Consider the following 14,495-nt stretch of genomic DNA (forward strand, 5'->3'; position numbering starts at 1 on the left):
GTGCGCCGCCGCCACTGGGTCAGAGTGGCGGTCTGTGTCGTCGCGTCCGTCACCGTCGCTTCGTGCGGCGCGGGCGGAGCGGCGAACCGGACCGCCGACGGCAGGACCGAACTGACCGTTGCCACGTTCAACGAGTTCGGGTACGAGGAGCTGTTCGCCGCCTACGAGGCCGAACACCCGAACATCAAGATCACCCAGCGCAAGACGGGGCAGGGCGCCCCGCACCACCAGAACCTCTTCACCAAGCTCGGTGCCGGGTCGGGGCTCGCCGACGTCGAGGCCGTCGAGGAGGGCTACCTCAGCCAGGTGATGGACAAGTCGGGCCAGTTCCACAACCTCCTGGAGATCGGCCCGAAGGACGTGACGGCGGACCGCTGGCTGAAGTGGAAGGCCGACGCCGCCACCACCCGCGACGGCAGGCTGATCGGCTACGGCACGGACATCGGCCCGCTCGCCATGTGCTACCGCAAGGACCTCTTCGCCGAGGCCGGGCTGCCCCAGGAACCCGACCAGGTGCGGCAGCTCTTCGCCACGTGGGACAGCTACTTCGCGGCGGGCGACAGGTTCGTCGCGAAGGTGTCCGGTGTCGCCTGGTTCGACAGCGCGGCGCAGATCTTCAACGCCATGCACAACCAGCACGACGTCGGGTACTTCGACACTTCCGACACGCTGGTCGTGGAGTCCAATCCAGACATCCGCAACGACTGGAACGCCGTCACGGCCGCCGTCGCGAAAGGACAGTCGGCGAAGCTCGCCGCCTTCAGCAACGAGTGGAACACCGGGTTCAAGCTCGGCAGGTTCGCCACCAAGACGTGCCCGTCGTGGATGCTCGGCGTCATCGAGACCCAGGCAGGGCCGGAGAACGCCGGCAAGTGGGCCGTCACCGACGCGTTCCCCAACGGCGGCGGCAACTGGGGCGGCTCCTACCTGACCGTGCCGAAGCAGAGCAAGAGCCCGAAGGAGGCCACCGAGCTGGCGGCGTGGCTGACCGCGCCGGAGCAGCAGATCAAGGCGTTCCAGTCCCGGGGCACGTTCCCGAGCCAGGTCGAGGCGCTCGAGAACAGGGCGCTGGTGGAGCACGTCAACACGTACTTCGGCAACGTGAAGGCGGGCGCGCTGTTCGCCGCGCAGGTCCAGAAGGTCAGGGCCGCGCAGTACAAAGGCCCCGCCGACGGACAGCTGCAGGAGAACGTGTTCGGCCCGGCGCTGCAGTCGGTCGAGCAGGGCAAGCGGGCGGACGACGCGTGGCGCACGGCGGTGCAGGAGGCGAAGAAGGCCGCCGGCTGACCGGGCACCGGGACGCGCGCGGGAGCACGCGTCCCGGTGGACCTCGATCAGGCGGTCAGCAGCGTCAACCCGTAGACGCGCAGGATCTCGTTGACCGGCTGGAACCAGGTGCGGCCGCCGCTCGCGCAGTTGCCGTAGCCGCCGGACGTCACGCCCTGCGCCTGGTCACCGGTGATGAACGAACCGCCCGAGTCGCCGGGCTCGGCGCACACGGACGTCCCGACCATCTCGTAGACCGCGCCCTGCTGGTAGTTCACGGTCTCGTTGCGGCCCTGGACGACACCGCAGTGCCAGTGCGTGGTCGAACCCGAGCGGCACACCGAGGTGCCGGGCGGGGCCTCCCACGAACCGCGCACCAGGGCGTCGCTCACCTGGCCCCAGCCGAGCACGACGGGCACGTTCCACCAGCCGCCGCCGGTGCGGACCCAGCCGTAGTCGTTGGTGGGGAACGACGAGCCGACGAACTCGCCCTGCCAGGAGCGGTCCCAGCCGTAGACGTGCCAGGCGCCGACGTTGCAGTGGCCCGCGGTGACGTAGCCGCCGTGGACCGAGAACCCGATGGAGCAGCGGACGTTGCCCGTGTAGAACGGGTCGCCGCCCACGGTGCCGGCCGCGTACGTCTGCGGCTTCTGGACGCCCTCGGTGTTCACGACGACGTCCTTCGGCAGGGCCGAGAGGTCGGCTCCGGGCAGGGCGTCGACCACGACGGTGCCGCGCTGGACGTCGACCCGCCACCCGGCGACGTCCTTCGACACCCCGCCCGCCTTCGACAGCCTGTCGATGCCGGCCTTCACGGAATTCAGTGATGCCAGGGACTTCGTCCGCAGCACCGGTTCCGCACCGGTCGCGCGGACGGCGTCGACGCGGGCCGGGTCGGTGACGGCGACCCTCAACTTGCCGTCGGCGTACCAACTACCGCCGAAAGCGGCGGCCGCGGCCTGTTCGGCGGCCGGGGCGATCCTCAATGCCGTCTTCTCGGCGCGGATGCGGGTCAGCGCCTCGGCCTGGGTGATGCCGAAGTCGCGGCTCATCGCCTCGACGACGTCGGCCGACGCCGTCACGGCGGGGATGGTGATCGTGCTCAGCACGATCGCGGACACGGAAACGATTCGTAGCAGCATGTTCTCTCCTACGGGGTCCAGGGCGAGCTGACGGCCCAGCTCACGTCCTGGTTGTACGAGGCAGGGTTGTCGTACGTGTGCGCGCCGCCGTTCGAGGCGACCCAGACCTCCTCCGCGTAGTGCCTGATGTTCGTCCCGAGCTCGTTGACCGATTCGAGCCGGACGCCTCCGGTGCCCTGTTGCGCGCAGAACGTGGCGTCCCGGCGGAACAGGTCGGTGTTGTCATTGGTGCCGAGGCGGACGCGGAAGTCCGCGTGCCGCAGGAACTGGCCGGCGATGTTGCGCGACTCGAACGAGTAGCAGGTCGGGTCGGCGAGGCCGCGCCGGACGACGAACGTCGCGTCCGCCTTGGTGAGCGCGTCCGAGCCGCTCGTCACGACGTCGGTGCGCGCCAGCGACTCCCGGTGCCGCAGGTAGCGGTCCGTGAAGCCGGGGGTGGTCACGCGGAACGACCGCGCCTGGTCGAGCGGCAGGTCCGCGCCGCTGCGCCACAGGCCGGTGCCGACCGCCCAGGTGGTGTCCGCGGCGAACGAGTTCGCGGTGTCCCAGGGGTTCGGGCCACCGGAGCGCGCCAGGTGCACGAGCTCGTTGTAGTGCCGGATGAACGAGCCGCGCACGTTGTACGACTCCAGCGCGGTGCCACCGGAACCCTCGCGGGCGCAGAACGTGGCGTCGCCCGCGATCGAGCCGTTGTTCACGTCGAGGCGAATGCGTCCGGCACTGTGCCGCAGGAACTGACCGGGGAAGTTCCGCGACTCGAACGAGAGGCACGTCGCGTCGGCCAGGCCGGGGCGCAGGGTGAACGTCGCGTCCAGCTTGCCCAGGTCGGTGCCGATCACGTCGGTGCGGGCCAGCGACGACTGGTGCCGCAGGTACCGGTCGGTGTAGCCGGACGTGGTGACGCGCAACGACACCACGTCGTCCGGCGTGACCGCCGTGCCGCGGGCGACCGCGAGCACGCCGAGGTTGACCGCCCGCACCCGCGACTCGGTCATCTTCAGCACGCGCCGGTCGTAGGTGTAGAAGCCGTTGACCTCGTTCTCCACGTCGTACGGCTCGGTGTAGACCATCGCGGACAGCCCGCGGGTGTGGATCAGCCGCTGGACCTGTTTGATGACCTCCTCGTAGCGCTTGGTCAGCGACGCCTCGTCCGGGTACAGGGCGCCGTAGGCGAACCCGGCACCGGGCTGGTACTCGTGGCCGACGACGCGCCGGCCGAGGCCGCCGAACTCGCCGAGCATCGCGACCCGGTTCGCGTCGGGCTGCCGGGTGTTCGCCGAGATCTGGTAGTGGTGGTCGTCGATCACGTCGCCGTTGCCCGGATCGGGGTCCGAGACGCAGCAGTTGGACCCCGAGTTGTGGTTGATCAGACGGGTGTTGTCGATCGACCGGATCAGGTTCACGATCCGGCCCGCGTCGTACTCGCCCCAGCCCTCGTTGAACGGCACCCACTGCACGATCGACGTGATGCCCTTGAGCTGGTCGATCATCCGGCGCAGCTCGGACTCGTAGTTGGCGTGCGAGTTCGGCGCCTCGTCGATCGAGTCGACGGACGGCATGTCCTGCCACACCATCAGCCCGAGCCGGTCCGCGTGGTAGAACCAGCGCGCGGGTTCGACCTTGATGTGCTTGCGGACCATGTTGAACCCCAAGGCCTTCTGGCGTTCGAGGTCGAACCGCAGCGCCTCGTCGGTCGGCGCGGTGTAGATGCCGTCCGGCCAGTAGCCCTGGTCCAGCGTGCCGCTCTGGAAGACGAACTTCCCGTTCAGCAACGGCCGCATGACGCCGCCGACCATCGCCTTGCCGAGCGAGCGCATGCCGAAGTAGCCGGCGACGGAGTCACCGCTGCCCAGCGTCACCCGCAGGTCGTAGAGGAACGGGTCGTCGGGCGACCACAGCCGGGCGTTCGGCACCGGCACCCGCAGGGAGGTCCCGGTGGTGCCGGTCTGCCGGCCGACCACCTGCCCGCCGCTCAGCACCTCGGCGGTCACGGCCTGACCCGCGGTGCCCTGCACGACCAGGTCGAGCGCGCCCGCCGGGACGTTGGGCGTGGTGTCGAGGCGCGTGATGTGCGCCGCTCGCACGGGTTCCAGCCACACGGTCTGCCAGATGCCGGACGCGGCGGTGTAGAAGATGCCGCTCGGCGACCGGCGCTGCTTGCCGATCGGGTACCGGCTGCCGTCGATCGTCGAGGTGACGCCGACGACGATCTCGTTGGTGCCGCCGTTGAGGGCCGAGGTGATGTCGAACGAGAACGCGTCGAAGCCGCCGGTGTGCGTGCCGACCTGCCTGCCGTTGACCCAGACCCGCGTCTCCCAGGTCACGGCGCCGAAGTTGAGCTTGACCTGGCGGCCGTTCCAGGCGGACGGGACGGTGAAGGTGCGGCGGTAGAACATGTTGTCCTCGTGCCGCTTGATCCCCGACAGCGCGGACTCGATCGGGTACGGCACGAGCACGCCCTCGGCCAGCGGGCGGCCGATCGGCGGGGTGGAGAGGTTGGGAGCTCCGGCGAACTCCCAGACACCGTTGAGGTTCTGCCACTCCGGCCGCTGCAGCTGCGGGCGCGGGTACTCGGGCAGGGCGTTCGTCGGGGACACCTGCGAGGTCCACGGCGTGGCCAGCGGAGGGGTCTTGGGGACCCACTCCGCCGCCTGCGCCGCTGTCGGTGTCAGAAACGTCGCTGTGATGAGGATTCCGACCAATACGCCCAGGACGCGTCTGGTCATGGCTCTCCTATCTTCGCAATATCCTTTGGAGGACAACGACGATGAGGAGGAACACGCCGCTGACCACTGACTGGTAGTTGCTGTCGAGCGTGCCGATCTGGTTGATGACGTTCTGGATGACCTTGATCAGGCCCACGCCGATCACGGTGCCGAGGATCGTGCCCATGCCACCGGTCAGCAGGGTTCCGCCGATGACGACGACCGCGATGGCGTCCAGTTCGAGGCCCACGCCGATGACCGTCACGCCCGACTGCAGGTAAGCGGCGGTCAGGGCGCCGGCGAGACCCGCCAGCGTGCCGCTCATCGTGTAGACGAGGATCTTGGTCTTCGCCACGGGCACGCCCAGCAGGACCGCCGACTGCTCGGCGCCGCCGGTGGCGAACACGTTCTGGCCGAAGTTGGTGCGGTTCAGGACCAGGCCGCCGAGGACGGCGAGCACGGCCGCGACGAAGATCGGGTAGCCGAAGCCGAAGACCGTGCCCCGGCCCAGTTCCACGAACGCGCTGTCCGGCGGGATCTGGTACGTGGTGGCGCCCTCGTCGGTGATCACCAGCAGCAGGCCGCGGGCGAACAGCAGCGACGCCAGCGTCACGATGAACGGCGCCATGTTCGTCTTCGCGATCAGCAGGCCGTTGACCAGTCCGATCAGCCCGCACACCACCAGTGGCAGCACGAGTGCGGCCAGGAACCCGTACTGCGAGCCCCAGGCCGCGAGCACGCCGCCGAGGGCGTAGAGCGAGCCGACGGACAGGTCGATGCCGCCCGTGATGATCACGAAGGTCATGCCGATCGCGATCACCGCGAGGAACGAGCCCTGCAACGCGAGGTCGCGCAGGTTGTCGAGGCTGCCGAAGCGCGGGAACACCAGCCACGACACCGCGACCATGAGCACGAGCGCCACGGCGGCGCCCTGCCGTTGCAGGACCTTCGTCCGGGTCGCCCTGGACAGCGGCGACTTCGTCAGGGTGGTCGTCATCGGCGCTCCCGTGCCACGTACACGGCGGCGACGATGATCGCGGCCTGGATCATCTGCGCGATCGAGTCGGGCAGGTTGTGCTTGATCAGGGTCGCCCGCACGAGCTGCATCAGGACCACGCCGAACACCGTGCCGAGCACCCGGACCTTGCCACCGGTGAGCGGGGTGCCGCCGACGACCACCGCCGTGATCGCGGACAGCTCCATCAGCAGGCCCATGTCCGCCGGGTCGCTCGCGGCGAGCCGGGACGTGGCGATCACGCCCGCCACGGCCGCCAGCACCCCGCAGATCGCGTACACGCCGATGAGCACCCTGGTGACCGGGAGTCCGGCGAGCGTGGCGGCCTTGCGGTTGCCGCCGATCGCGACGAGCTGGCGCCCGAACGTCGTGCGGTTGGTGACGGCGGCGATGACGAGCGCCAGCGCGCCCGCGATCAGCACGCTGATCGGGATGCCCGCCACGTTCCCGGCGCCGAGCTCCAGGAACGACGGGTCGCGCAGCTGCACGAGCTGGCCGTCCGCGATCACCAGCGCGAGACCCCGTCCGCCCACCAGCAGCGCGAGCGTGGCGACGATCGGCTGGATGCCGACCCTGGCGACCAGGAACCCGTTGAACGCCCCGGCCAGCACGCCGACGACGAGCGCCATCGTGATCGCCATCAGCGGTCCCGCGCCCAGGTAGAGCGGGATGACCGCGGCGGCCAGCGCCATGACGGCGCCCACGCTCAGGTCGACGCCTTCGGTGCCGATCACCAGCGCCATGCCGAGCGCCACGATCAGCACCGGCGCGGCCTGCACGAGCTGGGTGGTGAAGTTGCCCAGTGTCAGGAAGTTGCTCGTGAACAGGGCGTTGAACAGCAGCAGGACGGCGACGGCGACGTAGACACCGTTGTCCTGCAACCACCTCGTCCGCGCGGCACTAGTGGCCGCTTTGCTGACCGGCCGCGTGGCCGGCTGTGGTGCGGTCCGCGTCATCCTTCACCTCCGCCGCGATCGCTTCGAGCACGTGCTCACGGGTGAGCCGATCTCCTTCGAGTTCGCCCGCGACGGACCCGTCGCGCAGCACGATCAACCGGTCGGCGCCGTCGAGCAGCTCGTCGAGCTCGGAGCTGATCAGCAGCACCGCCAGGCCCTCCCGCGCGAGCTCGTCGATCAGCGCCTGAACCTCCGCCTTGGCACCGACGTCGATGCCGCGCGTCGGCTCGTCGAGCAGCAGGATCTTCGGCTCGGTGCACAACCACCGGGCCAGCAGCACCTTCTGCTGGTTGCCGCCGGACAGCTCCGCGACCTTCTGCTCCGGGCTCGACACCTTGATGCGCAACCGCTTGACGAACGTGTCGACGATCCGGTCCTGTTTGGACCTGCTGGTCACGCCGAACCTGCTCAGCCTCGGCAGCGCGGCCAGCACGATGTTCTCCCGCACGGACAGGTTGGGGATGATCCCCTCGGTCTTGCGGTCCTCGGCGAGCATGCTGATGCCCGCCCGCATCGACGCCTTCACGCTGTGCGCCACGGGTTTCCCGCCGACGAGTACCGTGCCCCCGGAGATCGGGAACGCGCCGATGATCGCCTTCGCGGTCTCGGTGCGGCCCGACCCGAGCAGGCCGGCGAGGCCGACGACCTCACCGGGCCTGATCGAGACGTTCACGCCGTTGATGCGCGGCTTGCTCGTCAGGTCGCGCGCCTCGAGCACCGGCTGCGCGTCGGCGTGGTGGTCCTCGCCGAACGCGGTGGTGCCGTGGCTCTCGATCTCCTTGACCGACCTGCCGAGCATGAGCGAGACGAGCTCGATGCGCGGGAGCTCGTCCAGCGGCCCGCTGTGCACGTTCACCCCGTCCCGCAGCACCGTGACGGTGTCGCAGATCCGGTAGAGCTCGTCCATCCGGTGGCTGACGTAGATGATCGCGATGCCCTGCTCGTGCAGCTTGCGCACGACGCCGAGCAGCGTCTCGACCTCGCGCGGCTCCAGCGACGACGTGGGCTCGTCCATGATCACGACGTCCGCGTTCGCCTCGACCGCCCTCGCGAGCGCGACCATCTGCTGCTCGCCGACCGCGAGCGTCCCGAGTGGAGCGCTCACGTCCGCCGTGATGCCGTAGCCGCGCAACAGCTCCGCGGCGTCGGCGTCCCGGCGGGCGCGGTCGATCAGCCCGAACCTGGTCCGCGGCTCGCGGCCGAGGAACAGGTTCGCCGACACGCTCATCAACGGGACGAGGTTCACCTCCTGGTAGATCGTGGAGATGTGCCCGTTCCGGGTGATGGAGCCGGCATCCGGGGTGTGGATGCCGGTCAGCACCTTGATGAGCGTCGACTTGCCGGCGCCGTTCTCCCCGACCAGCGCGTGGACCTCGCCGCGCTGGAGCGTGAAGTCGACGTCGGACAGGGCCCGGACGCCGGCGAACGTCTTCGTCACGCCGGCGACCTCGATCACGGGATCAGTAGGCATTGCCGAGCTTCTGCGCCGCGTTCGTCGTGTCGTACTCGTCGTCGGAGATCACGATGGTCGCCGGGATCTCGTCGCCCTTGCCGAACTTCTCCAGCGTGTCGAACGCGAGCGGGCCGAAGCGCGGGTTGGACTCGACGACGGCGGTGTAGCTGCCGTCGGCGATCAGCTGCACGGCGTTGCGCGTGCCGTCGATGGAGACGACCTTGACGTCCTTGCCCGGCTGCTTGCCCGCGGCCTTGAGGGCGGTGACGGCGCCGACGCCCATCTCGTCGTTCTCGGCGTAGACGGCGGTGATGTCGGGGTTGCTCTGGATGAGCTGCTCCATCACGGCCTGGCCCTTGGACCGGTCGAACTCACCGGTCTGCTCGGCGACGACGGTGAGGCCCGGCGTGCCGGCGATGCCGTCCTTGAAGCCCTTGGTGCGGTCGACCGTCACGTTGTTGCCCGAGGCGCCGAGCAGGATCGCGACCTTGCCGGTGCCGCCGGTCGCCTTGATCATCTGCTGCGCGGCGCGTTCGCCCTGCTTGACGAAGTCGGAACCGATGAAGGTCAGGTAGTCCGTGCAGGGCTGCGAGGTGACCTTGCGGTCGATCGTCACGACCGGCACCTGCTTCGCCTTCGCGGCGTCGAACGCGGGCTGCAGGCCGTCGGAGTTGAGCGGCGCCACGATCAGCAGCTTCGCGCCGCGGTCGATCAGCGACTTGATGTCGCTGATCTGCTTGTTCAGGTCGCTCTGCGCGTTCGTGTAGAGCAGCTCGGCCCCGCGCTTCGCGGCCTCGTCCCTGATCGACTGGGTCTCCGCGGTGCGGAACGGGTTGGCCTCCTTCTCCGACTGGGAGAAGCCGACCACGGCACCCTTGAGGTCGATCTGCGGGTACCCGGTCTTGCTCCGCGCACAGCCCGGACCTGCGCTTTGGTTCTGCGCCGCGGACGCGGCGGGCCCCTCACTGCTGCTGGTCGTCGGGGTTTCTCTGCTCGTGCACCCCGTCACGAGCAAGGCGGCGACGGCGATGGTCAACATGCGAGACATCGTTGGCTCCTACACGGCGGGCTTGGCGTGGACGCGCTCTCAGGCGTTAGATTTGCATCGTTGTTCCAACGATGTAAAGACCCGGAACACGCCCGGTTTTTTTCCCGGTACTTTTTGTGGAGGCTCTGTTGGCCACGCTCAAGGACGTCGCCCGGCTCGCGGGCGTGTCGGTCAAGACCGTGTCGAACGTGGTCAACGGCTACTCGTTCGTGAAGCCGGACAACCGCCGCCGCGTCGAGGAGGCGCTCGAGGCGACCGGCTACCGGCCCAACCTCGGCGCGCGCAACCTGCGCCGCGGTCGCACCGGCTTCATCGCCCTCGTGCTGCCCGAGCTGTCGATCCCGTACTTCGCCGAGCTCGCGGGCCTCGTCATCGCCGCCGCCCAGGAGCACGAGTGGAACGTGCTCATCGAGCAGACCTTCGGCACCCTGTCCGGCGAACGGTCGGCACTCGCCGCGCTGGGCCCGCACCTGGTCGACGCCGCGATCCTCAGCCCCGAGGCACTGCAGGTGGACGACTTCCAGCTGGCCGTGCCGTCCGTCCTGCTGGGCGAGCACGCGGTCGACGTCCCGATCGCCCGCGTGGGCATCGACAACGTCGCCGCCGCCCAGGCCGCCGTCCGGCACCTGGTCTCCCTGGGCCACCGCCGCATCGCCGCGATCGGCGCCCACCCCCACCGCGGTACCGCCGCGCTGCGCCTGGAGGGCTACCGCCGAGCCCTGGCCGAGGCCGGCCTCCCGTTCGTCGACGAACTGGTGGTCCCGGCCCTGAACTACCACCGCGCCGACGGCGCCGCCGCGATGAAGTCGCTCCTCGACCTGCGCACCCCGCCGGACGCCGTGTTCTGCTTCAACGACCTGCTGGCCATCGGCGCGATGCGCGCGGCCGCGGAACGCTTCGTGCGCGTCCCCGCCGACCTGGCCGTGGTGGGCTTCGACAACAACGAGGAGAGCGTCTACAGCTCCCCATCGCTCACGTCGATCGCCCCGGACAAGGCCGCGATCGCCCGTGCGGCGGTCGACCTGCTGCACCGCCGAGTCGAGTCCACCGAGCCCGTCGAGAGCGTGGAGACGCCGTTCTCCCTGCAGGTCAGGGAAAGCACCGTGGCCCGATGACGGTCACGTTCGGCCCGGACCACATCGTGTTCGTCTCGTACGAGTTCCCGTGGTCCGGTCTGCACCCGCACGGCGTGCTGCCGGCGGCGCGGGTGCGCGACGTGTCGACGGCGTTCCAGCCGGAGATCCGAACCGTCTCGGGCGAGACGTTGTTCCTGTCCGCCGACGACGCGCCGGGGTTGGTCTCGTTCTGCCTGCGGCACGGGATCGCGGAGGTGGCGCGGTACGACGTGTGGGGCGACCTGCTGGAGCCGTTCCTCGACACCGAGTTCGGCGTCGAGGACCAGGAGGCCTGTGTCTCGCGCCTGGTCGCGGCCGGGCTGGCGCGGGGCGAGGTCTCGTCGATCCGGGAGCGGTTCGCGCCGTTGATGGAGTCGTACAACTTCGACAGCATGTTGTGGGAGTGGACGCACCTCGGGCTTTTCGACCTGCTTCGAGCGTTGAACGGCACGTTGGTGGACCCGGTGTTGCCCGCTCGGCTGGGGGATCTGAGCGAGGTCTACCGGTGGGCGATGGGGATCGCGGACTACGGGCGGGCGAAGGCGTCGTAGGTCCGCTGGTCGAACAGGACGAACCTGACCAGGTCCAGCGGGGCGGCTCGGACGGCATCGTTGGCGATGCGGGCGGCGTCGTCGACCGGCCAGCGGTAGATGCCGGTGGAGATCGCGGGGAACGCGATGGTGCGGGCGCCCAGTTCGGCTGCTGTGGCCAGTTCGGCTGCTGTGGCCAGAGAGTTGTGGTGGCAGGCGGTGAGGAGCTGGGAGCGGTCCTCGGTGGCCGACCAGACCGGGTCGGCGGAAGATCGCGAGCCTGGCGAGAGGCCCCGCCCACCCAAGGGGGCAGGCCACCGACCTCCACTCAACTTAGCGCCGTGGCGGCGTTGTCAAGGCACCGCTCGGCGATCTGTGGACAACTCCGGGCCGGCCGTGCGGGCCGATCGAGTTGTCCACAGATCCGCGCGGGAGGGGCTTGACAGGGCGGCGCGACGATAATGTCGTTGCTGGGTGGTGTGGTGGCCTGCCCCCAGGGTGGGCGGGGCCTCGTCCTCGATCGGATCACGATCACGAGTGGGCGGCCATCGGATTCGGGCCGTAGCCCCCGGTCACGACAACGGACAGGTCGACACGTCGGCCGGTCGCGGCAGCGTCGCGGACGCCGGTGGCTGCACCCCGTCCAACCACCGCTCCAACGCCAGGAACGCCTCCCGGTGGCACGGAGCCAACGGCCGCAACCGATCCGGGTACGCGTCCACCAGCCCGTCCACGTGCGTCCCCTGCTCCACCCGGTAGTACCGGTGCACCCGATCAGGCGTCATAGCGGCGTAAACATCCGAGTCCTGCCCGATCGGCAACAACACGTCATAAGTCCCGTGCACCGTCAGCAAAGGCCGCTTCACCTTGCCCGTCAACGCAACCCGAGACACAGCCGGCCCAGCCACCCGACGACGATCCGCGTACGAGTAGTCCGCGTCGCAAGAAGGCGTGCCGGACGAACAGAACGGCACCCCGGCCTCCACCGAACCGTCGAAGCCGGGATCGAACTCCTCCCGGTAGATCCGCTGCGTCAGGTCCCAGTAGTACCGGTAGTGGTAGTCCCACAAGAACTCCGTGCCGGCGGGGAACCCGGCCGCCACCATCGCCTCGTGCGCGCCGGGCACTCCGGCCACGTACGCCGGATAGGCCCGCAGAGCAGGCGGCAGGAACGTCAACGGGTTCGGACCGCGCTCCGTCCACAGTGTCCCTTCCCAGTCGACGCCGCCGTCGTAGAGGTGCGCGCGGTTCTCGAGCTGCCAGCGCACCAGGTAGCCGCCGTTGGAGATGCCGGTGGCGATGGTGCGGCGCGGGGCCCGGCCGTAGCGTTGGGAGACAACGGACTTGGCGGCGATCGTGAGTTCGGTGAAGCGGCGGTTCCACTCCTCCATCGCTCGGCCGTCGCGGTAGAACTGGGCGCCGGTGTTGCCCTTGTCGGTGGAGGCGAAGGCGTAGCCGCGGGAGAGGACCCAGTCGGAGATGGCGCGGTCGTTGGCGTACTGCTCGCGCACGCCGGGGGCGCCGGTGACGACGAGGCCGCCGTTCCAGCGGTCCGGGAGCCTGACCACGAACTGGGAGTCGTGCCCGCTGTGGTTGGTGTTGGTGCGCGAGGTGTCCGGGAAGTAGCCGTCGATCTGGATTCCCGGCACGGCGGGCGGGACGGGCAGGGCGGCGCTCGTGAGGCCCGCCCAGTCGGCCGGGTCGGTGTGGCCGGTGGCCACGAGGCCCGTGGTGGTGAGGTCGGCGAGGCGGGCGACTTGCTGGTGCTCGGCGCCCGGGACCGTCATCGCGGACGGTGGCGGGGTCAGCGCGAGCACCAGTACCAGCGGCAGCAACATAGCTGGTCAAGCTAGTTGCGGTGGCTCCCGCGCGACATGGTGCTGCCCCACACAAGGCCCGCTTTGAAGGTGGTGAAGCCGAACAGGTCGAGCACTCGGCGGACCTGCGGCTGGGTGTCGTGCAGGGAGAACGACTTGCCGTTGTGGTGGGCCGCGCAGAGCAGGAGCAGGAGGGTGCGCAGGCCTCCCGCGGACAGGAACGTCACGTCGGCGAGGTCCACCGAGACGCGCTCGGTGGTGACGTCGTTGATGCCGGGCAGCACGGCGGCGAACACCAGGTCGCACGCGGTCATGTCCAACTCGCCCTGGCACGTGGCCACGAACCGGGTGCCGGACCGGTGCGTCCGGACAGCGAACGGGCTGGTCTCGCAGGCGGTCATGACCCACTTCACCGCACTGCGGGGCCCGAACGATAGCAGCGCAAACGCAGGCGCGGCCGGGAAAGCGAAGCTCAGCCCGACCTGAGGGTCCGCGACGGTGAGACGCCGTACGCGGCGCGGTAGTGCGCGGCGAACACGCTCGGGCGGGCGTACCCCCACCTGGCCGCGATCTCGGTGACGGTCCCGTCGCCCGCGCTCAGGTCGTCGTGGGCGCACGACAGGCGCACGCGCCGGAGGTAGGCCATCGGTGTCGTGCCGAGGTGCTGGCGGAACGCGAGCTGCAACGCGCGGATGGACACGCGGGCGGCGCACGCGATGTCGGCGGCGGAGAGGGCGGTCGCGGCGTTGGTCTCGATGTACCGGATCGCCCGGCGCAGGCTCCGCGGGTGCGCGTCACGCCGGTCGGCGGGCAGGGCCGTGGTCGTGTTCGGGAACGTCGCGAGGGTGCTCGCCACGAGCAGGCGCTGGGCGTTCGCCACCACCAGCGGGTTGTCGCCGAAGGCCGGGAACACCTCGTCGCGCAGGTGCACGCAGGTGGACCACCACGTCGCGGCGGCCTGGGGCGAGATCGCCCGGAACCCGGTGAACCGGGCCCCGTCGGCCACCTCGTCCACCACGGACTGCGGCAGCGTGACGGTGGAGAGCCTCGGGTCGAGGACCGCCCCGACGAACGCGCTGTCGGGCGGGGCGGTCAGGAACGACTCCCCCGGCAGCCAGAACCGGTCCTCGCCGCCGGAGCCGTAGTAGACCGTTCCGGCGCCCGCGTGCCCGAACACCCAGTTGCGCATCGGGTCGACCTTGACCTCGATGCCGATGCGGCCGTGCAGCTCGTCGAACCGGACGCGCTCGTTCACCTGCGACGACATCCACATGTGCGGGTGCTCGGTGCCGGTCTTGACGCGCATCTGGCCGTAGGCGGCGTTGAGCACCTCGTGCGCCGCGTCCAAGTCCGTCGCCTCGACGACCTGTTCCACGAGCAGCAGGATCCTCGCCCGTACCGGGAATGTCCACCGGCCAAACGATCGGTTCCGGCGGTGCACTTCGGGG

At 69.8% G+C, this 14,495-nt stretch carries 12 protein-coding genes and 1 pseudogene; 3 read left to right on the forward strand and 10 right to left on the reverse strand.

Annotation, left to right across the window (positions count from 1 at the left end):
• The gene (locus tag ABZX02_RS10415) at positions 1-1,287 is read left to right on the forward strand and encodes an ABC transporter substrate-binding protein (RefSeq protein WP_355296853.1); all 1,287 of its coding nucleotides are present in this window, start codon (positions 1-3) and stop codon (positions 1,285-1,287) included.
• Between the two features lie 47 nt (positions 1,288-1,334).
• Here ABZX02_RS10415 and ABZX02_RS10420 read toward each other — a convergent pair whose 3' ends face one another.
• From ABZX02_RS10420 to ABZX02_RS10445, 6 genes are read right to left on the reverse strand one after another with little or no spacing between them, the layout of a single operon-like run.
• Positions 1,335-2,408, reverse strand: a complete 1,074-nt coding sequence (locus tag ABZX02_RS10420; RefSeq protein ID WP_355296854.1) for a S1 family peptidase — start codon at positions 2,406-2,408, stop codon at positions 1,335-1,337.
• Positions 2,409-2,416: 8 nt separating this feature from the next.
• Positions 2,417-5,134 (reverse strand): AbfB domain-containing protein, encoded by a 2,718-nt coding sequence (locus tag ABZX02_RS10425; RefSeq protein ID WP_355296856.1) that lies wholly within the window; start codon positions 5,132-5,134, stop codon positions 2,417-2,419.
• Positions 5,135-5,141: 7 nt separating this feature from the next.
• Complete coding sequence (locus tag ABZX02_RS10430; RefSeq protein WP_355296858.1) at positions 5,142-6,110, reverse strand: ABC transporter permease; 969 nt, start codon at positions 6,108-6,110, stop codon at positions 5,142-5,144.
• The gene (locus ABZX02_RS10435; RefSeq protein WP_355296860.1) at positions 6,107-7,084 is read right to left on the reverse strand and encodes an ABC transporter permease; all 978 of its coding nucleotides are present in this window, start codon (positions 7,082-7,084) and stop codon (positions 6,107-6,109) included. The genes ABZX02_RS10430 and ABZX02_RS10435 overlap by 4 nt, the downstream gene beginning before the upstream one ends.
• Positions 7,029-8,555 carry a sugar ABC transporter ATP-binding protein gene (locus ABZX02_RS10440; protein ID WP_355296862.1) on the reverse strand — a complete coding sequence of 509 codons (1,527 nt, stop codon included), beginning with the start codon at positions 8,553-8,555 and terminating at the stop codon, positions 7,029-7,031. The genes ABZX02_RS10435 and ABZX02_RS10440 overlap by 56 nt, the downstream gene beginning before the upstream one ends.
• A complete protein-coding gene (locus tag ABZX02_RS10445) occupies positions 8,545-9,585 on the reverse strand; it encodes an ABC transporter substrate-binding protein (protein WP_355296864.1) in 1,041 nt (346 codons plus the stop codon). The genes ABZX02_RS10440 and ABZX02_RS10445 overlap by 11 nt, the downstream gene beginning before the upstream one ends.
• Positions 9,586-9,710: 125 nt before the next feature.
• On the opposite strand from ABZX02_RS10445, the gene ABZX02_RS10450 reads away from it, so the two are divergent.
• Together ABZX02_RS10450 and ABZX02_RS10455 are read left to right on the forward strand one after the other, a co-directional pair.
• Positions 9,711-10,700, forward strand: coding sequence for a LacI family DNA-binding transcriptional regulator (locus ABZX02_RS10450; protein ID WP_355297585.1), 990 nt, complete (start codon positions 9,711-9,713; stop codon positions 10,698-10,700).
• Positions 10,697-11,251 carry a hypothetical protein gene (locus tag ABZX02_RS10455; RefSeq protein ID WP_355296865.1) on the forward strand — a complete coding sequence of 185 codons (555 nt, stop codon included), beginning with the start codon at positions 10,697-10,699 and terminating at the stop codon, positions 11,249-11,251. Before ABZX02_RS10450 ends, ABZX02_RS10455 begins: the two co-directional genes overlap by 4 nt.
• Here the strand turns inward: ABZX02_RS10455 and ABZX02_RS10460 are convergent.
• The 4 genes and pseudogenes from ABZX02_RS10460 to ABZX02_RS10475 form a co-directional block, all read right to left on the reverse strand.
• Positions 11,227-11,490 (reverse strand): annotated as a pseudogene (locus ABZX02_RS10460) (macro domain-containing protein); the annotation flags it as partial. The gene ABZX02_RS10455 and the pseudogene ABZX02_RS10460 sit on opposite strands and share 25 nt — an antisense overlap.
• 312 nt (positions 11,491-11,802) lie before the next feature.
• Positions 11,803-13,068 carry a tannase/feruloyl esterase family alpha/beta hydrolase gene (locus ABZX02_RS10465; RefSeq protein WP_355296867.1) on the reverse strand — a complete coding sequence of 422 codons (1,266 nt, stop codon included), beginning with the start codon at positions 13,066-13,068 and terminating at the stop codon, positions 11,803-11,805.
• Between the two features lie 11 nt (positions 13,069-13,079).
• Positions 13,080-13,448 (reverse strand): STAS domain-containing protein, encoded by a 369-nt coding sequence (locus ABZX02_RS10470; protein WP_355296869.1) that lies wholly within the window; start codon positions 13,446-13,448, stop codon positions 13,080-13,082.
• Positions 13,449-13,519: 71 nt separating this feature from the next.
• Positions 13,520-14,422, reverse strand: a complete 903-nt coding sequence (locus tag ABZX02_RS10475; protein ID WP_355296871.1) for an AraC family transcriptional regulator — start codon at positions 14,420-14,422, stop codon at positions 13,520-13,522.
• Positions 14,423-14,495 lie beyond the last annotated feature (73 nt).

Origin of the sequence: Lentzea sp. NPDC003310 (genome assembly GCF_040610935.1) — a bacterium.
Taxonomy (GTDB): Bacteria; Actinomycetota; Actinomycetes; order Mycobacteriales; family Pseudonocardiaceae; genus Lentzea.

Bases quoted from the DNA above. Each gene is read 5' to 3' on its own strand.
- ABZX02_RS10420 (WP_355296854.1), bottom strand. From the start codon at position 2,408: ATGCTGCTACGAATCGTTTCCGTGTCCGCGATCGTGCTGAGCACGATC.
- ABZX02_RS10425 (WP_355296856.1), bottom strand. From the start codon at position 5,134: ATGACCAGACGCGTCCTGGGCGTATTGGTCGGAATCCTCATCACAGCG.
- ABZX02_RS10430 (WP_355296858.1), bottom strand. From the start codon at position 6,110: ATGACGACCACCCTGACGAAGTCGCCGCTGTCCAGGGCGACCCGGACG.
- ABZX02_RS10435 (WP_355296860.1), bottom strand. From the start codon at position 7,084: ATGACGCGGACCGCACCACAGCCGGCCACGCGGCCGGTCAGCAAAGCG.
- ABZX02_RS10440 (WP_355296862.1), bottom strand. From the start codon at position 8,555: ATGCCTACTGATCCCGTGATCGAGGTCGCCGGCGTGACGAAGACGTTC.
- ABZX02_RS10445 (WP_355296864.1), bottom strand. From the start codon at position 9,585: ATGTCTCGCATGTTGACCATCGCCGTCGCCGCCTTGCTCGTGACGGGG.
- ABZX02_RS10455 (WP_355296865.1), top strand. From the start codon at position 10,697: ATGACGGTCACGTTCGGCCCGGACCACATCGTGTTCGTCTCGTACGAG.
- ABZX02_RS10465 (WP_355296867.1), bottom strand. From the start codon at position 13,068: ATGTTGCTGCCGCTGGTACTGGTGCTCGCGCTGACCCCGCCACCGTCC.
- ABZX02_RS10470 (WP_355296869.1), bottom strand. From the start codon at position 13,448: ATGACCGCCTGCGAGACCAGCCCGTTCGCTGTCCGGACGCACCGGTCC.